Here is a 20,307-nt window from a genome sequence, read left to right on the forward strand (position 1 = left end):
GGCTTTTACCGCTTGGTTGTTTGCGTATCCCAGCCACCGCCCAAAGCCCGCGCAAGGCGCACTGTTGCCAAAGCCTGCCGGGTTTGGGCACTTGCCAGTTCATCCTGTGCGGAAATCTTTTTTATCCGGGTTGTCAGAATATCCTGCATGGTAAACTGCCCGCCCTCGTAAAGGCCCTGCGCCTGAGTTGTGGCGAGAGAGAGGGATGAAACTTCTCCACTCAGGCTGGCAATGTTCTGGTCTGCGCTGGAACGGCTTTCATAGGCGTCTTCCACCTCTGCCAAAGCTGTCAGAACCGTTTGATCATATGATGCCACAGCCTGCTTTAGCTGAGAGTCCGCAGCACGTATCTTGGCCTGTATGCGCCCAGCCGTAAAAATAGGCAGATAGGCATTAACCGCCATAAGCCCGCCAGAGCCGGATACACCCGGAATACCATCAAACCGCAAGCGTCCATCACCACCAAAAAACTCTAGCCCAAACCGTGGCAGCAAATCTGTTTTTGTGCTGATCAACCGCTCCAGATTGGCTTGCACAATATTCTTTTGCAACAACACATCTGGCCTGCGGTCCAGCACTGTAGAAGGCAATTCGGTAGCAGGTGGCGCTGGCACTCGGTATTGCGCCGGCGCTGACAGATCAGGCGCCTGTTCGGGCGGCAGGCCGGATAGAATAGCCAGCCGATGCCGGCACGCATCAAACGCGGCAACCAGTAATGGCCGTTGCGCCTGTACCTGATTGATCTGGGCCGTTATGGTTTCCAAATCAGCCCGTGTTGTCTGGCCAGCATCAAACCGAGCTGAGGCATACTGCAAAAGCTCCTGCAGCGTGCGGGCAGATTGATCCAGCAATGTAATGCGTTGTTGCAGCCCGCGCGCCGTAAGGTAATTAGCAGCCACATCTGCCGCAATGGCCATGTGTGTGCCATGCAGCACATCTGCTGCCGCCAAGGCCATATGTTGCGCGGCCCGTTTGCGGGCTCGGTTGCGGCCCCAGATATCTGGCTCCCACGCCATGGTTATGCCTGCCAGATGCCCATCCGTTGCCGGGTCCTGAATGTCTGGATCTGCCATTTTCATAAGGGGTGGCACCGGGTGCCGCCAATCCACACCACCACCCATCATGCCGCCTGTTGCGCCAATGGTCGGATACAAGGCGGATTTGGCCATTTGGGTATAGGCGCGAGATTCCTGCACACGCTCTTGCGCCATGCGTATTTCCGGGTTGGCAGCCAACGCATTTTGCACAAGCTGATCAAGCAACGGGTCCTGCCATGCTGTCCACCAGTTTGTCAGGTCTGTAGGTTGTGCATCCTGCGGTGTAGCGCTGAACTGCGCCGGAACCACCACGTGGGAAGGCGGCAGTTTGGTATGGAAAGGAGAGCACGCCACCAAGCCAGTGCATAGAAGAGTGCCGAACAATAAGCGCGTAGAAGAGGAAGAAAGGGACATCAGCATTCAATCCTGGCGGGCAAGCATGGAACGGAAGCGAAGCAGCGCCATGGCAAGAAAGAGAGTAGAAGAGAACACAATAGCCAGCAGCGAAGGCCAAATACTTTCCAGACCCGCACCGCGATACAGAATGGATTGTGAGATTTTGACAAATTGCGTGGTAGGGAAAAACCGCACCAAGGATTGCACAGCCTCTGGCATACTTTCCACTGGTGTTGCCGCGCCAGAAAGCAGGTAGGCCACGGCATAAACCGGCACGACCAAAAGCCCAAACTGCGGCATGGTGGGCGCAATGGTGGCCAGCATCATCCCCAGAGATGTTACCGAAAACAGGTATAAAATAAGGCAGGCGGCAAACAGTAAAGGCGAGCCAGAAATAGGCACAGCCAGCCCGATATGCACAATAACCCAAAGGGAAAGCATGCTGGCTACAAAGATAACAGCACCATTTGCCAGAATTTTCCCAATAGCAATCTGGCTGGCGGAAACGGGCAGAACCAGAAGATGCTCAATGGTGCCGTGCTCACGCTCACGAATAACCGCAGCCCCAACCAGCACGATGGAAAGAATTGTTGCGTTGGTGACAACCTGCATAACAGACGTAAACCATGCAGATTCACTATTCGGGTTAAAACGGATGCGGCTTTCAGGATGAAACGGCATCAGCTTGTTGATATCGGGGGAATGGAGCTGCGCCTCTACTTCACCCAGAAAAATTTGTTGCAGATAAACACTGCCAAGCCCTGCCTGTGTCATGGCCGTGGCGTCAATCAGTTCCTGTATCTGTGGCGTGCGGCCTGCCAGCACATCGGCTTCAAAACGCGGTGGAATATCAATAACGAAATTGTAGGTTCCGTTATCCATGCCCGTTTTGCCGTCAATACGGTTAGTAAGGGTAGGGGGCTTGAAGTAAGGCGGCAGCACAACAGAACGTAACTGGCGCGAAAGGGCTGAGTGGTCTTCATCAATAAACGCAACTGTTGCGTTTGCAACATCCACACGCACCCCATGCGCAACCAGAACAATGGCCGCCGAAAATGCAAAAACAATCAGGCCCATCAGCACAAAATCACGCATCAGGCTGTGGAATTCCTTGCGGCACAGCAGGCCGACATTTATGAGCCAGCGCAGCATCACGTATCCTGCTTTTTCAAGAAAAGGCGTGCCCCCACCATGTAAAGCGCGGCAAAACCACCCAGTGCCAGATACATGGAAAGAAAGGATTTAATACCCAACCCCTTGGTAAAACTGCCAAGGCTAATAAGCTGAAACCACGAAGCCGGGAAAGATTTGCCCAGATAATAGGTAAACCCGGTAAGCGTTGAAACCGGATACAGCAAACCAGAAAAATTGGCAGACATAATCAGGCAAATAATGGCCGTGCCAAAAATGGCCGCCACCTGAGAACTGACAAAAGTTGAAATCAGCAGCCCCAGCCCGGTGCTTGCCAGAATATACAGCGTGGCCCCAATGCTCAGCCCTATAAAAGAGCCTTTAAGCGGCACCCCCAGAACGGTAACAGAAAGCGCCACCAGCACCAGATAAGCCATGACAGCCAATGCCACGTAAGGCAGTTGCTTGCCCACCAGATACTGCCCGGAACTGGCAGGGGAGGCATATAGGTTCATAATGGAACCAATTTCTTTTTCGCGCACAACACCAAGAGCTGTCAGCATGGTGGGAACAAGAATAAGCGCCAGCATGATGGTGCCGGGGGTCATGGCAAAAATGCTGCGGAATTCCTGATTGTACACAAAGCGCGGCACTATGCTTACGGGTATCAGGCTGGATGTTACGGATGCCGGCAGCGTTTTTTGCATATTCGCCATATAGGTTAACAGCACGGCATCTGTGTAAGAACGCACATTGGCGCTTAAAAAGGGCATGGAACCATCAATAACCACACCAATGGCCGGGTTACGTCCTGCGGCAACATCTCGCCCAAAACCGGGCGGGATATCCAGCCCCATTGCAACCTGCCCATGGCGTATGCGTGTTTCCAGTATTTCGCGATCTGGTGAAAACGCGGTTTCCTGAAAATAACGAGAGCCCCGAAACTGCTCGACAAGCTCTCGGCTGGCATGGGTATGATCGTAATCTACCACAGTGTAGCGAATGGTGTTGATATCGAACGAGATACTATAAGCTGAAATCAGCAGTAGAATGGTCGGGCCAAGAATAGCGAACATCAACCGCAGGCGGTCACGCATCAGTTCCACAGCTTCTCGCCGCGCAAAAGCCCAACAGCGTGAAAACCAGCGGATATAGGGCGGTATTGTGCGCATTGCGCCCGTTGCTGCTGTGGCAGCCTGCTGAGGCTTGGCTACAGCTATGGAATTACCAGCTTTTTCCAAGCACGAAATAAACGCATCTTCCAGAGTGGAGGCACCTTCCTCCTTCGTAATCTCGGCCGGGGTGCCCATAGCCAGCACCTTGCCCTTATCCATAAGGGAAATACGGTCACACCGGGCGGCTTCGTTCATGAAGTGTGTGGAAACAAAAATAGTCACATGTTTCTGGCGTGAAAGCGCTACAAGGTGCTTCCAGAACATATCCCGCGCAGCCGGGTCCACGCCAGAAGTTGGTTCATCCAGAATAAGAATATCCGGGTTGTTAATGCAGGCGGCGGCAAGTTGCAGCCGTTGCCGAAACCCCAAGGGCAAGCCCGTTGGGCGGCTATCGGCCTCATCTGCCAACTGAAAGCTTTGCAGCATGTTTTCAACACGCTGTTTGGCCTCGGTTGAGGAAAGCTGAAAAAGCTCTGCCTGCAACATCAGGTTCTGGCGTACCGTCAGTTCTTCATACAAAGAAAAACCCTGAGACATGTAGCCAATACGCATACGCGTTTTCATGTCTCCCGGTGTTATCGGGCGGCCAAACAGGGTTGCTGTGCCGCTGGTAATATCCAGTAGCCCTGTCAGCATTTTCATGGTGGTGGATTTACCGCAGCCGTTAGAGCCCAGAAACCCGAAAATCTCACCCCGGCGGATACGGAAACTCACATGGTCAACCGCCGTGAAAGATCCAAATTTACGCGTCAGGTTTTCAGCATCAATAACCGGGGGGCTGCCATCATCCTGATAAGGCGGAATTGCAAAATCAGAAATTTCCTTCTGATCCGCCGCAGGCAAAAGTGAGATGTAAGCCGCTTCCACTGTTGTGGTGTGGGTCTGCTTCTTCACCTCATCTGTGGGGCCAGAGGCCAGAATACGCCCGGCATTCATGGCCACCAGCCATGAAAACCGCTCGGCTTCATCCATATAAGCGGTAGAAACAATAACGGTCATGGAGGGGCGCTCAGCCCGCATCTGCTCCACCAACGCCCAGAACTGACGCCGGGAAAGTGGATCCACCCCCGTTGTGGGTTCATCCAGAATAAGCAAGTCTGGCTCATGCACCAAGGAGCAGCAAAGGCTGACCTTTTGCTTCATACCGCCAGAAAGGTGGCCTGCGGGTCTGTCTGGAAAAGGCGCAAGACCGGTAGCATCCAGCAGATGCGTAATACGGTTGGCGCGGGTTGTGGCATCCAACGCAAACAGCCGGCCAAAAAAGTCGATATTCTCACGCACAGAAAGGGTAGGGTAGAGGTTCTTGCCCAACCCTTGCGGCATAAAAGCCAGGCGAGAAAGAAAAGCCTCTCGCTCGGCTCTGTTGCTGATATCCACACCAAGTGTGTGAATGGCCCCACGCTGAAGATGCCGAACCCCCGCAATCAGCCCCAGAAGTGTTGATTTACCAACACCATCCGGCCCAATAAACGCAATGGTTTGCCCTGCGGGAAGGGTAAGGGAAATATCGTGCAGAACATCGCGCCCACCATAAGCATGGCTTACACCTTCAACACGAATTTCAGAAGCAGATGCCCCCATTATCTGGCATCGCCAGACAGTGCTGCTTTAGGCCATGCGGCATCTGGCCGTTGCTTGATATAGCCTTCACCCGTCATTCCAGCTTTTAACAATGTGCCGAGTTTCTTCTGCTCATCTGCGGTTACGCGCAGTTTTACGCGGTATACAAGCTGTTCACGCTCGGTGGCTGTTTCCACATATTTGGGGGTGAACTGGGCCTGGCTATCAATAAAGGAAACAGTGGCCGCAACCGGCGTATCCATTCCATCAAACCGGATGCGCGCTTCATCACCTATTTTCAGATTGCTAATAGATGCGGTGGGGAAAAACAGCGTCATGTAAGGATCCACCGGATCCAGCATGGAGTACACACGCCCGCCCGGCGGCAGAACACTTCCCGTTTCAATAACACGGTATTCAATCCGGCCAGAAACAGGGGCGCGAATGGTCATATCATCCAGAACGGTCTGAACCTGATTGACCTGCGCTGCGGCGCCTTCCTTGGCATGCACAGCTTCCTGCACGGCCTGAGAGGCCGCATTTACCGCAGCCTGTGCAGTTTCAACCTGCGTGCGCCGTTGCGTAACCTCCATATCGGAAACAAGGTTTTGCTGCCGCATTTTCTGGGCGTGCCGCAATTCATCACGTGCGAGCTGCAAGGCTGCCTGACGCGCCACAAGCTCAGCCGAGGCTCGGCCTGCCGCACTTGCTGCGCGATTTTGCTGTGCACTTGCCTGATCGTATTGCGCCTGAATGGTTGCCTTATCTTCCTGCGCAAGAATCTGACCGGAGGTTACGGTATCCCCTTCCTGCGCCAATAATTGCGTAATGCGCCCCGGATATTTCACGGCCACATCCACACGGGTAAATTCCAATCGCCCGTTTCCGTAAATAATGCCATCTGGCACACTTTGAGCGACTTGATGTTCATGCCATGCGAAGGCCCCGCCCGCGACTGCAAAGAGAGAAACAGCGATGATTGCAATTTTGGCAGGAGTTTTCACAATAAACCTTGCTGGAAAAAAGCTGATAACAATATGTTCAAAGCGCAGAATGCAGACGGGGCATATGATTAAATTATGACACAATGGTCAAGTTATTATTTTATATACCAACACATTGCTCTACACGGGCTGCATAACCCATAATCTTCTGAGTTTTGCAGATTAAAAGAACAACAAAAACCCCTCAATGATCTTGATCAAAAAAGCTGCATAAACACCTTAACAATTGCACCAAAACAAATTGACATTTTGTTCATGTTTGAAGTGTATCATAATGAAGTTGTTACATACCTAAAGCATCTATATCGCTTTAAAAACAGACGTTAGCATAGCAACCTTACTCATTGCCCATTCGTCTTTGACATTAGAGATTCAAACCGGAAAACACACTTATTGCCTTTGCCCTGATACAGGGGGAAAATTTGAAATCCGTTTAGATGATAAAGTAATATGGGAGCGCAAGCGGGACGGGGGCTTTCCCAACCCCAAAGAACTCAAACAAAGAGTAAGAAATATTATTGCCCCAGAAAAAGATTTGGAACACATAGATCGATAAAATAAGCGCATACAGAACTTAAAATAATTACTCATACCTTTCTCTCTACATTTTATTACTCATAAAATATTCATTTATGAGCATGTAGATATAACAATTACATAATTGCAAAAATATATTTGATATTCGCGCACCCATTTGTGTGCCCAAACATTTTATTTTGCAGTGCCGCCTCACGCATCACGCTTTTTAAGATAGGGCAGAGCTTCAAGTTTAAATCACTATTAAAATTTTGTGTTTTATAATTGACTCAATTTTTTATGTGTAATTTAATTATATAACTTCTAATTTCGTTATTTTTGTGAGGAACTGATATGCGCTGCCATGATTCTGACGGACATTTCCTACCCGATCACTATTTGGCAACGAGGAAGTGCATTTTTTGTTTTTGGTAAGAAACGAAAATTTATCTTAACTTTATAAAAGTAACTATTTATCAGGAATAATATTTTTCTAGAGTTGCTTTTCCAGAGGTTTTTCAAGAAAGCAACGGAGGGAAACTGGCGCAATGCAGGATAACTCTCAACGAACAGAGGGGAAGGAGCGTTATGTTCTTCGCGCTGGTGGTGCGGTTGGGGCTGGTGCGCTTATAGCGGTTCTTCTTTTGCATGGAGCTGGTGTGTGGGGGCTGATGTATGGGATGGGCACGAAGGCGAGCGTGCCCGTTGAACACCCGCCCATCCAGACGGAAGTGCTGCCACCACCTCAGCCGCCACCGCCGCCACCTCCACCGCCGCCGCCACCGCCGGTGATGGCAGAGCCGCCCCCGCCGTTCATTCCACCGCCCAAGATCAAGGTGCCGCCCCCGCCCAAGCCGCCCATCAAGCATGTGGCCAAGGCGCCCCCCAAACATCCGGCACCCCCACAGACCAAAACGGCCAAGGCGCCACCTGCCGCTACCGAACCCGCAGCCAGCGCACCGTCATCCGATGCGCCAGACACCACGGCCGGAACGGCACCGCTTAACCATGTGCAGCCGGTCTATCCCCCAGAAATGGAGGAAGACAACATTGAAGGCCGCGTGACGGTTGCATGTGATGTGGAACCCACGGGCATGACCAGCAACTGCCAGGTGCAGTCGGTCTCTGGTGGTCAGGCCTTTGCCCAGGCGGCGTTGGATTACGTGCACAAGGCCCGTTATCGTCCGGCCATGCGCAATGGTGTGCCGGTGAAGGAACTGCACAAGGTCTATGTCATCCATTTCAAGCTGGATGACTGAGATCAGCTTACGAACACAATAACGGATTGCCCGGCCCATAATGGCCATACCCTGCCGGATCGGGCCCTGATGATGAGGATTATGAGGAAGATGACCAGACTGCCCCGTTCTTTTGTGTCAGGTCTTGCGGCTCCGGCTCTGGCGCTGCTGATGAGCACTGCAGCCCCAGTTGCGGCTTTTGCGCAGGATGCTGCTCCTGCAGCACCCGCAGCCACGGCCCCGGCTCCTGATGCGGCGCCATCTTCCGCACCGGCACCTGCCGCCACACCGGATGCAGCCCCAGCCCCTGCACCTGCTGCCAGCGCTCCGGCTGAACAGGCGCCACCTGCGGCAGCAGACACCAAGGAAGAAGCCAACCCCTACGGTCTGGGTGCTCTGTGGTCCAATGGCGATATCATTGCCCGCGGCGTGCTGCTGATCATGCTCACCATGTCCCTGGGCACTTGGTATATCATGATCACCAAGTTCATCGAGCAGGCCCGCCTGTTCGCCGCCGCCAAGGAAGCCACCAAAAGCTTCTGGACCAAGCACAGCATTCAGGAAGGTGCTTCCGCACTCACCTCCACCTCTCCGTTCCGCTACATCGCCGATACCGGTATTGTGGCTGCCGAACACCATGAAGGCACGATGCAGGAAAGCATTGACCTGCATAGCTGGACGGGCATGTCCATCCAGCGCGCGGTCAACAACATCCAGAACAGCCTGCAAAAGGGTCTGGCCTTTCTGGGCACCGTGGGTTCCACCTCTCCGTTTATCGGTCTGTTCGGCACGGTGTGGGGGATCTACCACGCACTGACAGCCATCGGCATTGCCGGTCAGGCTTCCATCGACAAGGTGGCAGGGCCCGTGGGTGAATCCCTGATCATGACGGCCATTGGTCTGGCCACCGCTGTGCCGGCCGTTCTGGGCTACAACCTGCTGGTACGTCGCAACAAGACGGCCATGGACCTGGTGCGTGACTTTGCCGCTGACCTGCAGTCCATCCTCATCGGTGGCGTGCGTCATGGGGCTGCGGTGGATCAGATTGTGGTGCGCCCCGATAACTCCCCCACCACGGCCACGGTTTCCAACCGCGTCGGCTAATCAACGGGTCAGGTCAAGGCAAGGAGAACGCTTATGGGCATGCAGGTTGGCGATAGCGGCGGGGAAGACGACGTCGTCTCCGCCATCAACACCACACCGCTTGTGGATGTGATGCTGGTGCTGCTGATCATCTTTCTGATCACCATTCCGGTGGCGACACATACCGTGAAGGTGCAGCTGCCCAAGGACATGAACCAGCCAACCCAGACCAAGCTGAGCAATGTGGTTCTGGCAGTCACGGCGGATGGTCAGACCTTCTGGGATGAAACGCCGATCAAGGACCGGGCCGATCTTCTGGCCCGGCTGGAGAAGGCGGCGGTGCAGAAGCCTCAGCCGCAGATCCAGATCCGCGGAGATGTGACCACACGCTATGAGAGTGTGGGCCGTCTGGTGGCGACGTGTCAGGAAGCGGGCATCAGCCATATCGATTTCATTACGGAAAAGCCGAAATAGGCAGGGGCGGGTGGCGCAGCACGCCACCCCATCCTGTGGGGGAGAGCACAGGCCATGGGCATGAATGTTGGCTCTGAGAGCACAACGGAAGATGAAGGCATTGTCGATATCAACACCACGCCGCTGATTGACGTGATGCTGGTGTTGCTGATCATGCTGATCATCACCATCCCGTTGCAGACGCAGGCGGTCTCGATTGATCTGCCGCAGGGCAACCCGCCGCCCAGCACGGAAGAAACACCTGTGGTGACACTGGTTGTGGACTTTGACAACTCGCTGACCTGGAATGGCCAGCCCATCAATGGCGAGGCCGATCTGCAGGCGCATCTGCGTGAGATCGCCAGCGGGCCAGAGGCTTCCCGCCCGGAGTTCCATCTCCAGCCCAACCGTCTGGCTGACTACAAGACCGTCATCCACGTCATGGCCGACGCACAGCGCCTCGGCGTCACAAAACTCGGAATCGTCGGACAGGAACAGTTCGCTGACGGTAAGTGATTAAGGAGGGGTTTGACCTGCTGGTGTGGTCAAGTATCTGATACGTCGTATTATCTTATTTCCATTTATGAAAAGCGGTTGATTGTCATGCAAAATACATTCCAGTCGGGGCGCGGGATGGTGACATCACCGCATCATCTGGCCAGCCAGAGCGGCCTTTCCATACTAAAACAGGGCGGCACAGCCCTGGAGGCCGTTGTAGCAATGGCCTCTACCTTATGTGCCGTTTACCCACATATGACCGGCATTGGGGGCGATGCCTTCTGGCTGGTTTCTTACCCAGATGGCCGGGTAGAAGTTATAGAAGCCTGTGGTGCCGGAGCTTTACAGGGTTCAATAGACGCATATCGTAACGCGGGCCATACAACTGTGCCATGGCGTGGGGGCTGGGCGGCCAATACAATGGCAGGCACTGTTTCTGGCTGGCAGCTTGCCTTGCAACAGAGTGCATCTATCAAAAATCCCCTTCCAATAAACGCACTTTTGGAAGATGCCATTTGGTATGCAGAAAATGGCTATGTTGTTTCAGAAAGTGAAGCAGAACTTCTGGCCTCCAAGCAAAATGAGCTTTTGCAAAATGAGGATTTTGCGCAATCCTATGCGCCAGATGGCAAATTGTTTCAGCATGGCATGGTGCGCAAGAACCCAGCATTAGGGCACACGCTACGTCAACTCGCTCAAGATGGACTGCAAAGTTTCTATACTGGAACGACCGCGCAAAACCTTTTGCAGGATCTACAACGAATAAGCAGCCCCTTAAGCTCTGAAGATTTTTCATTACATGAGGCCGTCTTCAGGAAACCGCTTTCCGCAAAGCTGAAACATGCTCAGCTTTACAATGCGCCACCTCCAACGCAGGGTGTGGCATCTTTGGCTATTCTACGACTATTTGAAAAACTGGAAGTACAGGAAGGCGAGGGATTTGCCCACATACATGGGTTGGTAGAAGCAACAAAACAGGCTTTTCTGTTCCGTAATGCCCATGTGGGCGATCCACGATGGATGACAGAAGACGCTCAGGCTTTTCTGGACAATGAAGAGCTTTGCACAGAACTGGCGCATAAAATTGACATGCAGCGTGCTTCCCCGTGGCCTCAGCCTTCACAGGCTGGAGATACGACATGGATGGGCGCTATTGATTCCTCTGGCGTTGCCGTAAGCATGATACAAAGCCTGTATTTTGAGTTTGGATCTGGCGTTTTTCTGCCGCAAACGGGTGTTCTCTGGCAAAATCGCGGAGCCTCCTTCCAACTGGAGGAAGGCGCATGGAATGCCTTTGTGCCGGGGCGCAAGCCTTTCCATACCCTTAACCCGGCACTCGCACATTTTGATGATGGCCGCGTGATGGTTTACGGCACAATGGGGGGCGAGGGCCAACCTCAAACACAGGCTGCGGTTTTTACCAGATATGCACAATTTGGCATGCCTTTGCAGCAGGCTGTTACGGCGCCTCGGTGGTTGTTGGGCCGCACATGGGGCAGTGAAAGCCAATCCCTGAAAGTGGAAAGCAACATGGATGCGGGCGTTGTGGCCAAGCTGGAAAAAGCAGGCCACCCCGTAGAGCGTGTTGCGCCTTTTTCTAGTATGATGGGGCATGCAGGCGCTATTGTAAGGCATGCCGATGGTGTGCTGGAAGGTGCGGCTGACCCGCGTAGCGATGGATGTGTGGCGGCTTTTTAAGGCCGCTCATACACAGCTTTCCCATTCACCCAAGTTGCTTTTACGCTGCGGTCATCCCCCAAGATCATCAACGGGAAAAGCATATCCTGCACCGCCTGGCAGTGGGCGGTTCTTTGCGCAAGCATAGGTGTAGCGGCTGGATCCAATATACAGAAGTCAGCCTCCATTCCGGGTGCAATGCGGCCGATTTTTGTATCCAGTTTAAGTGCTTCTGCGGCTCCAGCCGTTGCAAGCCAAAAAGCCTGAATGGCTTGCAGCCGTTCTCCTCCAGCCATGAGAGAAACTTTATAGGCTTCGCCCATTGTGCCAAGCATGGATAACGTTGTGCCAGCACCAACATCTGTACCCAGCCCAACATGAACGGGCCGGTCTGACCGAATGGCGTCAAACAGCTTGAATAAGCCGCTCCCTAAAAACAGATTGGAGGTTGGACAATGTGCAAGTGTACACTTGGCATGATGGCAGTGCTGAAAATCTGTTTCCTGCAAATAAATACCATGCCCGAAAATAGAACGTGCTCCAACCAAACCTGCTTGCGCATAAACATCCAGATATGAAGCGGATTCTGGAAACAGGCTGGAAACAGCTTTAATTTCATCCATATTTTCCGCCAGATGTGTTTGCATAAAGACATCGGAATGGCGCGTGAGCAGATCTCCAGCCATTTCAAGTTGTTCTGGCGTGCTGGTAATGGCAAAGCGAGGCGTTACTGCATAAAGCTGGCGGCCTTTATTGTGCCAACGTTGGATTAAAGCGGCTGAATCATCATATCCACTTTTGGCGGTATCACGCAGGTTATCTGGAGCATTGCGGTCCATCAGCACCTTGCCCGCAATCATGCGGGTTCCACGTTTTTCTGATTGTCTGAAAAACGCATCCACCGATTGCGCATGCACAGTGCAATATACAGCTGCCGTGGTTGTGCCATTCCGCAAAAGCTCGTCCAGAAATGCACTGGCAACTGCTTCTGCGTAAGTGGAATCATCAAACCTGGCTTCAGTTGGAAAAATATACTGCTCCAACCACGGCAAAAGCTGCTGCCCCCACGAGGCAATAGCTGGCATTTGTGGATAATGGACGTGCGTATCAATAAACCCGGCAGAAATAATGCTATCCGGGTAATGCGTAATCGGAACTGCCTTATCCAGCTTGGGTGCAAGGGCCGCATAAGGCCCGCAGTCCGTTATGCGGCCAGCTTCCATTACAATCAGGCCGTCTTCTTCAACGCTCAAACTTTCTTCCGGGGGCACCATAAAAGGATTGCCCTTGAAAGTGATGTAGCAACCCCGAATAGCCGTTTTTGCAGAAGAGACTGACATGATTTTATAGCTGTTCCAGAAAGAAATTTTCAATTTCACTAATAATAAACCGCGCTGCCGTAGAAAGCTGGCGAGAACGATCTACACACAAAGCCAAGGAAAGTGGCGTAAGTTTTTTATGCACGATAGGGGTGAAAGCCAGCTGATTTTTTTGCACCTCATCATAGGCATCCAGATAACTTAATATCCCAATTCCCGTGCCTTCCAGCACCAGAGATTTGATCATCTGAATATTATCTGCGCGCGCAACGGCGGCTATTTCTATACCTGTTTCTGCTTCCAAAAGCCCAATGGGCCGCCAAAGTGCAAGAGGCGGCGAGGGCACAATAACCGGATATTCCGCCGCCACACTAAAGCGTGCCTCACTCAACGCTGCAACGGGGTGAGACGGCAGAGAAATAAACCCTAGCGGGATTTCCTTATGTGCCCGCACGGTCAATTCCCGCATGTGGCTTGGGTTGAACATCAGGGCAAAATCTGCGTGTCCCTTTACCAAAAGTTCTCCCATATTCTGGCTTTTGCGCACATGCACACTTACCAGAATACCTGGATGACTTTCACGCAACCGCCCCAGAAGAACCGGCAGAAAACCTTTGGTGAGCGCATCCGGGATAAGAATATCCGCCGTACCCTGCCGCAGGCCTTTAAGGTTATCTAGCTGGATTTTAAGCGTATTTAAGTCGCGCGACCAATGGCGGCAGGATGTTAAGAGTAACTCTCCGGCGGTTGTCAGGCGCAGGCCCGTTGGCAGGCGCTCAAACAACAGCGTGCCCAGCAATTTTTCACCCTGAAGAATCTGCCTATCAATAGCGGAAGCGGCAATATGCAGTTCGTCCGAAGCCTTACGGATTGAGCCATGCTGAGCAACAGCCATGAAGTAACGAAGAAAACGGGAAAAAACTGGCATTTGCTTTTGCTCTCATTTTGCGAACGCACCATGCTGAATTATGTCATATACAAGAACGATGCGGATGTGAAACATTATGCTTGATTTTATCGTCGTTGTCAGGGACATGAATCAGATTGTTTTCGGGCAACGCATATTTCGGACTGATATGCAGGCATGGAACAGCTTAATAAACGTGTGCGTGATGATCTCGCAAAAATTCAGTATGCAACAGGCAATTGGTGCATTCCCCACAAGCATGATGGCGAAGATGTTCTGGATGTTGCGATTATTGGCGGCGGGCAGGGTGGTCTGGCCACCTGCTTTGGGCTGAAGCGGCGCGGCATTACAAACACCTGTATTTTTGATACAGCCCCTAAAGGGGGAGAAGGACCATGGATTACGTTTGCACGTATGCTAACACTGCGTACGCCCAAATATGTTACTGGCCCGGACCTCGGTATCCCCAGCCTGACACCTCAATCCTGGTATGAAGCCCGCTACGGTGCTGCCGCATGGCATACGCTGGATAAAATCTCCCGTCAGGATTGGCAGGCTTATCTGGATTGGGTGCGTGATGTTCTGGAACTGCCCGTAAAAAATGAGCATGAACTGGTAGATATTGAGTGGCAGGACAACCTGCTGAAACTGACATTTTCATGCGCTGGCGGTGTGCAAAAACAGGTTTGGGCACGTAAAATTGTGCTGGCAACCGGTATTGAAGGCGGTGGCGCATGGCATGTGCCAGACTTCATTACCAAATCACTGCCCAAAACACGTTATGCCCATACGCATGAACAGATTGATTTTGAAAAACTGCGTGGCAAACGCATTGGCGTTCTTGGGGCTGGGGCCTCGGCTTTTGATAACGCTGCAACAGCTTTGGAACATGGCGCCAAGCAGGTTGATCTGTGCCTGCGCCGCAAAAAAGTTCCATCTGTAAATCCCTATCGCTGGATGGAAAATGCCGGGTTCCTCAGCTATTTTTCAGAACTGGATGATCTTGTGCGCTGGCGCTTCATGCGGCGGATTTATGATCTCAACCAGCCGCCCCCGCAGGATACGTTCTGGCGCTGCCGGAGCCATAAAAACTTTGCCTTCCATACGGGCACTCCATGGCTTTCCGTAAAAGAGGAAGGCAAGGAAGTGGTTGTAACCACACCACATGGTGAAATGCGGTTTGACTTCCTGATTATTGGCACCGGTTTTGTAATTGATCTGGCCCAGCGGCCAGAACTGGCCAAACTGGCACCACATATTGCCCTCTGGCGGGATTGTTTTGCCCCACCGGAAGACGAACAGAGCACACTTTTAGGCAGTCACCCCTATCTGGGCGAACGCTTCCAGTTTCTGCCGCGCAATGCGTCTGATCCGCTGGCTCCCATGCTGGCGGCTATCCATAACTTTACATTTTCTGCCACACCCAGCATGGGGCTTTCGGGTTCCTCCATCAGTGCCATGCGCTTTGGGGTGGAAAAACTAACCTTTGGCATCGGGCGTGATCTGTTTGTGCAGGACGGTGAAAAACACCTGCAAAGCTTGCTGGATTACAACGTAGATGAATTGGTTAGTCTGGAACCTCCTCAGTGTGTTTGATGATGTGTTCTGGAAGGTAGGGAAATAATGCAGAATTACCCGCGCGATATGGTTGGATACGGCGCTTGCCCGCCGGATCCTCACTGGCCGAATGCGGCCCGCATAGCCGTACAGTTTGTGGTGAATTACGAAGAAGGTGCCGAAAACTCTGTTCTTCACGGAGATAAAGGGTCCGAGGCCTTTCTTTCGGAAATGATCGGCACAACGTCTATCGTAGGCGAACGCTGCATGCAGATGGAAAGTCTGTATGAATATGGCAGCCGCGCGGGGTTCTGGCGCTTACACCGGTTGTTTGAAAAGGCAGGCATAAAGCCCACCGTATTTGGTGTGGCAACAGCCATGGCGCGTAACCCCGCAGCCGTTGCCGCCATGCAGAAAAGCGGGTGGGAAATTGCCTCCCACGGCTTGCGCTGGATTGATTATCAGCATGTGCCTGAAGATGTTGAGCGCGAGCATATTCGGCAAGCCATAGCGCTCCATACGCAGGTTACGGGGCAGCGCCCCCTAGGCTGGTATCAGGGGCGCACAAGCCCCAACACAGCACGCCTTGTGGCAGAAGAAGGCGGCTTTGTTTATGATGCAGATTCCTACGCAGATGACCTTCCGTATTATGATAGAACACACGGCAAGCCACAGCTGATTGTGCCTTACACACTGGACGTAAACGATATGAAGTTTGCGGCCCTGAACGGCTTTACGGAAGGTGAACAGTTTTTCCGCTACCTGCGAGACTGCTTTGACATGCTGTATCAGGAAGGCGGGCGCATGATGTCCGTTGGCCTGCATTGCCGTCTGGCAGGCAAACCTGCGCGGGCATTGGCTGTTGCCAAGTTCATACAGCATATCCAGCAATATGAAGATGTATGGGCACCAACCCGCCTGGAAATTGCCCGGCATTGGCAAAAGGTGCACCCGGCATGATACCCCTGCAAGATGTCAACACGCTCTCTCCCCAACAGTTTGTTGAAGCATTTGGCGGCATTTACGAGCATTCTCCGTGGGTGGCAGAAGCAGCTGCAAAGCAGCGCCCCTTTGCCTCCATGCAGCAGATGAAACACGCTTTTTCTCAAGCCGTGCAACAGGCTCCAGAAAGCCAGAAGCTGGCTTTGGTACGTGCTCACCCGGAACTTGGCCACCGTATGGGCATAGACCCGGACCTAAGCGCTGAATCAACGCAGGAGCAGGGGAGTGCCGGGTTAGATAAGCTCTCTCCCGCAGAATACAGGCAACTGCGTGATCTGAATGATGCTTACCAGAAAAAGTTTGGCATGCCGTTTGTTATTTGTGTTCGACAAGCCACCAAAGCCGTTATTCTGGAAGCCATGGAACAACGTCTGACAAGCTCTTTTACGGAAGAGCTTGCAGAGGCGCTAAAGCAGATTGATGCAATAGCAGCCCTGAGATTGCAGGATAAGGTGCAGGCATGAGCTCTCTTTCCACACATGTGCTCAACACAGTTTCTGGCCGTCCGGCCAGCGCTGTGCAGATCCGCCTTTTTGCGGGCGATACCCTTGTGTTTACGGGGCTAACAAATGCCGATGGCCGGTGTGCGGAGCTCAGAAGTCTTGAGCTCAAATCCGGCACGTATCGGCTGGAATTTGAAATAGGCGCCTATTTCCAGCAACAGGGCATGAACCTGCCGGAACCACTATTTCTGGATGTCGTGCCAATTGTTTTTGGATTGGGTGAGGCCATGCACGCCCATGTGCCGCTGCTTGCTGCGCCTTATGGTTATTCCACTTACAGGGGAAGCTGAAAGATGAAAGCTGCCAGAAACGTTCCGCAAGCGGTTCATCCTGTAGATGAATTCCTGCCTTTCTGGCAGTTGGGTGTTTATGGGTTGCAGCATGTGCTCACATTCTATGCTGCATCCGTTATTGTGCCCATTCTGCTTGCCAGTGCTCTTGGGCTTTCGCACGATGCCTTGGAACATCTTATTGAAGCCGATCTATTTACCTGTGGCATTGCCTCTCTTATTCAGGCCGTAGGCCTTGGCCCGCTTGGGGTAAAATTGCCGCTTTTGCAAGGGGTTACCTTTGTTTCCGTCACCCCCATGATCGCCATTGGCACGGCTGCCGGGGGCGGGATTGAAGGGCTGCATCAGATTTTTGGCGCAGTTATTGTTGCAGGCATTTTTTCCTACTTTGTGGCGCCGTTTTTCTCACGCCTGATCCGTTTTTTCCCGCCTGTTGTCACCGGGTCTGTCATTCTGGTTATCGGGCTGGCTCTGCTGCCGGTGGCTGCCAATGATATTGTGAATGGCCAAGGCACGGGCACCATGCAAAACCCTGTCAGCCTGCGTAATGTTGCGTATGGCTTGGGCACGCTGCTGTGCATTCTGGCTGTTCAGCGTTTCTTCAAAGGTTTCATTGGCACCATTGCTGTGTTGGTCGGGCTGATTATGGGCACGCTGGTAGCATGGGTTTTAGGAGACGCGCATTTTGGAGATGTGTCATCCGCTCCATTACTAACCATTGTGCGCCCGCTGTATTTTGGCATGCCCAGCTTTCATATCGTGCCCATTCTCTCACTGATTATCGTGATGATGATTTCCATGCTGGAAACAACGGGCGATGTGTTTGCCACCGGCGCGATTGTGGACAAAAAGATCACTCCGCATGATATCACCCGCGCTATTCGGGCAGATGGGGCCGCCACAATGCTGGGGGGTATTTTTAACTCCTTTCCCTATACCTGCTTTGCCGAAAACGTGGGCCTTGTGCGGCTTACGGGCGTAAAAAGCCGATGGGTTGTAGCTGCTGCAGCTCTTATCATGATGGTTATGGGCTGCCTGCCCAAACTGGCTGTGCTGATGGCCTGCGTGCCTCTGCCAGTGCTGGGTGGCGCTGCCTTGGCCATGTTTGCTGCTGTGGCTGTGGTGGGCATTCAAACCTTGGCGCAGGTCGATTTTGATAACCAGAATAACGGCATTATTGTTGGCACCAGTGTTGGCTTGGGCATGCTTGCTACGGCACAGCCCCACATTGCAGACCACTTTCCGGCATGGGCTCAGATCATCTTTGGCAGCGGCATCACACTAGGGGCCATGTCCGCCATTATCCTGCACCTCATCTTCAATCACGGCACGCATGATGCTGTTGTGGAAGACGTAGAGGCCGCCCCGCAGCCAGCAACCACTCACCCGGAAATGTGGAAGAATGTTGTTGTGATCTCGGAAGATAAACTGGGCTCTCGGCCTCCCAAATCCTGCTCCAGATAAACCCTGACCCTATACTTCTTCTACAGAGACCAAAAAATGCGACACCATATAAGGTTTTATCTGGGTCAGACTTTGCACGAAGTGTCTGATCTTTCTCCCACTCACACAGTATTGGACTGGCTACGTGACCAAAAAGGGCTAACCGGCACCAAGGAAGGCTGTAATGAAGGAGACTGCGGGGCCTGCACTGTTATGGTTGTACGCCTTGAAAACGGCCAACTGACATGGCGTAGCGTAAACGCCTGTATCCAGTTTTTATGGATGCTGGACGGTGCCCAGCTTTTTACAGTTGAGCATTTGCAAAACCCAGATGGCTCACTGCATCCAGTGCAGCAGGCTATGGTCGATCTGCACGGGTCTCAATGCGGGTTTTGTACGCCGGGCTTTGTAATGTCCATGGTAGCTTATGTACAAAACGGCGGGGGAGATGATCCTAAAGCCATAAATACAGCACTTGCTGGCAATTTGTGCCGCTGTACAGGGTATGCCCCCATTATCCGCGCCATGCAGCAGGCGCGCCGTATTATGGTGCAGCAGGGCAACCGTTTTGATGTGGAGAAACAGGACATAATCCTGCGCCTTTCTGCCTTACAGGATGGCAGCAGTGTAGATATTCAAAACGCCCATGGCCGCATCACTTTGCCTGCCAATTCCGATGTACTTGCTGCCGTTTATCAGGAAAGCCCCAAGGCCACTCTTGTTGCTGGCGCTACAGATGTTGGCTTGTGGGTTACCAAGCATTTGCGCGATCTGCCGCATGTTATTGCTGTAAGATCTGCCAAGGATCTGCTCAAACTCGAACAGCATGATGGCGGTTTGTGGATAGGCGCAGCCGTAACATACACGCAGGCCCTTCCTGCCTTGGCAATGCATCTGCCAGATGCGCTGGAAACCGTAAAACGCATTGGCTCTACGCAGGTCAGAAATGCCGCTACTGTTTGCGGCAATATAGGCAATGCCTCACCCATTGGGGACGGGCCACCCTTGTTTATAGCCGCCGGTGCCGTGCTACATTTACGGCAAGGCGATACACGGCGGCAGCTTCCGTTAGAAAACTACTTTGTAGAATACGGAAAGCAGGACCGGCAGCCCGCTGAATTTATAGAAGGTATTTTTATACCGGATCAATCTGCCCAAACAATTATGCGGGCCTACAAGGTTTCCAAACGGTTTGATCAGGATATTTCTGCCATTATGGCTGCCTTTGCAGTTTCCATAAATGCAGAAGGCAAGATAACAGAAGCGCGTCTGGTTTTTGGCGGAATGGCGGGCATTCCCTGCCGTGCCAAAATGGCGGAAAAAGCTTTGGTTGGCCAAAAGTGGAATACTGCAGCGTTAGAAGCCGCACGCACAGCCATACAGAATGACTTTACGCCCTTAACGGATATGCGGGGCAGTGCGTGGTATCGCTCCACTGTATCCGCCAACCTGTTAACGCGCTTTTTTGAAGAAACAGCCCATCAAGGAAGTGCTCAACCTATCTGCCTGGAAGGTTAG

Annotated in this window: 17 protein-coding genes and 1 pseudogene; 12 read left to right on the forward strand and 6 right to left on the reverse strand. The window is 52.6% G+C overall.

Annotation, left to right across the window (positions count from 1 at the left end; all coding sequences use genetic code 11):
• Positions 1 to 5 precede the first annotated feature (5 nt).
• From ABNV41_RS04825 to ABNV41_RS04840, 4 genes are read right to left on the reverse strand one after another with little or no spacing between them, the layout of a single operon-like run.
• Positions 6 to 1,457, reverse strand: a complete 1,452-nt coding sequence (locus ABNV41_RS04825; protein ID WP_050819813.1) for a TolC family protein — start codon at positions 1,455 to 1,457, stop codon at positions 6 to 8.
• Entirely contained in the window at positions 1,458 to 2,585 is a 1,128-nt protein-coding gene (locus ABNV41_RS04830) for an ABC transporter permease (RefSeq protein WP_050819812.1), read from the reverse strand.
• On the reverse strand, positions 2,585 to 5,320 hold the full coding sequence (gene rbbA / locus ABNV41_RS04835; protein WP_050819811.1) for a ribosome-associated ATPase/putative transporter RbbA: 2,736 nt from the start codon (positions 5,318 to 5,320) through the stop codon (positions 2,585 to 2,587). The genes ABNV41_RS04830 and rbbA overlap by 1 nt, the downstream gene beginning before the upstream one ends.
• On the reverse strand, positions 5,320 to 6,303 hold the full coding sequence (locus ABNV41_RS04840) for an HlyD family secretion protein (RefSeq protein WP_050819810.1): 984 nt from the start codon (positions 6,301 to 6,303) through the stop codon (positions 5,320 to 5,322). The genes rbbA and ABNV41_RS04840 overlap by 1 nt, the downstream gene beginning before the upstream one ends.
• A 397-nt stretch (positions 6,304 to 6,700) precedes the next feature.
• Here ABNV41_RS04840 and ABNV41_RS04845 point away from each other — a divergent pair.
• The 6 genes and pseudogenes from ABNV41_RS04845 to ABNV41_RS04870 form a co-directional block, all read left to right on the forward strand.
• Positions 6,701 to 6,859, forward strand: a pseudogene (locus ABNV41_RS04845) (SelT/SelW/SelH family protein); the annotation flags it as partial.
• Between the two features lie 508 nt (positions 6,860 to 7,367).
• A complete protein-coding gene (locus tag ABNV41_RS04850) occupies positions 7,368 to 8,078 on the forward strand; it encodes an energy transducer TonB (protein ID WP_087652088.1) in 711 nt (236 codons plus the stop codon).
• 69 nt (positions 8,079 to 8,147) lie between these two features.
• Positions 8,148 to 9,161 (forward strand): MotA/TolQ/ExbB proton channel family protein, encoded by a 1,014-nt coding sequence (locus ABNV41_RS04855; RefSeq protein ID WP_196332575.1) that lies wholly within the window; start codon positions 8,148 to 8,150, stop codon positions 9,159 to 9,161.
• A gap of 33 nt (positions 9,162 to 9,194) precedes the next feature.
• Entirely contained in the window at positions 9,195 to 9,614 is a 420-nt protein-coding gene (locus tag ABNV41_RS04860; protein ID WP_003627566.1) for a biopolymer transporter ExbD, read from the forward strand.
• Between the two features lie 54 nt (positions 9,615 to 9,668).
• Positions 9,669 to 10,109 (forward strand): biopolymer transporter ExbD, encoded by a 441-nt coding sequence (locus tag ABNV41_RS04865; protein WP_012812288.1) that lies wholly within the window; start codon positions 9,669 to 9,671, stop codon positions 10,107 to 10,109.
• Positions 10,110 to 10,196: 87 nt separating this feature from the next.
• On the forward strand, positions 10,197 to 11,789 hold the full coding sequence (locus tag ABNV41_RS04870) for a gamma-glutamyltransferase family protein (RefSeq protein ID WP_050820406.1): 1,593 nt from the start codon (positions 10,197 to 10,199) through the stop codon (positions 11,787 to 11,789).
• Here the strand turns inward: ABNV41_RS04870 and guaD are convergent.
• Together guaD and ABNV41_RS04880 are read right to left on the reverse strand one after the other, a co-directional pair.
• A complete protein-coding gene (gene guaD, locus ABNV41_RS04875; protein WP_087652090.1) occupies positions 11,786 to 13,108 on the reverse strand; it encodes a guanine deaminase in 1,323 nt (440 codons plus the stop codon). The genes ABNV41_RS04870 and guaD overlap by 4 nt on opposite strands.
• 4 nt (positions 13,109 to 13,112) lie before the next feature.
• Positions 13,113 to 14,015 (reverse strand): LysR family transcriptional regulator, encoded by a 903-nt coding sequence (locus tag ABNV41_RS04880; protein ID WP_006115357.1) that lies wholly within the window; start codon positions 14,013 to 14,015, stop codon positions 13,113 to 13,115.
• Positions 14,016 to 14,171: 156 nt separating this feature from the next.
• Between ABNV41_RS04880 and ABNV41_RS04885 the strand changes: the two genes are divergently transcribed.
• From ABNV41_RS04885 to xdhA, 6 genes are read left to right on the forward strand one after another with little or no spacing between them, the layout of a single operon-like run.
• The gene (locus ABNV41_RS04885) at positions 14,172 to 15,590 is read left to right on the forward strand and encodes an NAD(P)/FAD-dependent oxidoreductase (protein ID WP_349935048.1); all 1,419 of its coding nucleotides are present in this window, start codon (positions 14,172 to 14,174) and stop codon (positions 15,588 to 15,590) included.
• 27 nt (positions 15,591 to 15,617) lie between these two features.
• A complete protein-coding gene (puuE, locus tag ABNV41_RS04890; RefSeq protein WP_050819807.1) occupies positions 15,618 to 16,511 on the forward strand; it encodes an allantoinase PuuE in 894 nt (297 codons plus the stop codon).
• Positions 16,508 to 17,017, forward strand: a complete 510-nt coding sequence (gene uraD, locus ABNV41_RS04895) for a 2-oxo-4-hydroxy-4-carboxy-5-ureidoimidazoline decarboxylase (protein WP_050819806.1) — start codon at positions 16,508 to 16,510, stop codon at positions 17,015 to 17,017. Before puuE ends, uraD begins: the two co-directional genes overlap by 4 nt.
• Positions 17,014 to 17,346, forward strand: a complete 333-nt coding sequence (uraH, locus tag ABNV41_RS04900; protein ID WP_050819805.1) for a hydroxyisourate hydrolase — start codon at positions 17,014 to 17,016, stop codon at positions 17,344 to 17,346. Before uraD ends, uraH begins: the two co-directional genes overlap by 4 nt.
• Before the next feature lie 3 nt (positions 17,347 to 17,349).
• Positions 17,350 to 18,810, forward strand: a complete 1,461-nt coding sequence (locus tag ABNV41_RS04905) for a nucleobase:cation symporter-2 family protein (protein ID WP_050819804.1) — start codon at positions 17,350 to 17,352, stop codon at positions 18,808 to 18,810.
• 36 nt (positions 18,811 to 18,846) lie between these two features.
• Positions 18,847 to 20,307, forward strand: a complete 1,461-nt coding sequence (xdhA, locus tag ABNV41_RS04910) for a xanthine dehydrogenase small subunit (RefSeq protein ID WP_050819803.1) — start codon at positions 18,847 to 18,849, stop codon at positions 20,305 to 20,307.

Source organism: Acetobacter sp. A11-2 (genome assembly GCF_040208445.1).
GTDB lineage: Bacteria > Pseudomonadota > Alphaproteobacteria > Acetobacterales > Acetobacteraceae > Acetobacter > Acetobacter oryzoeni.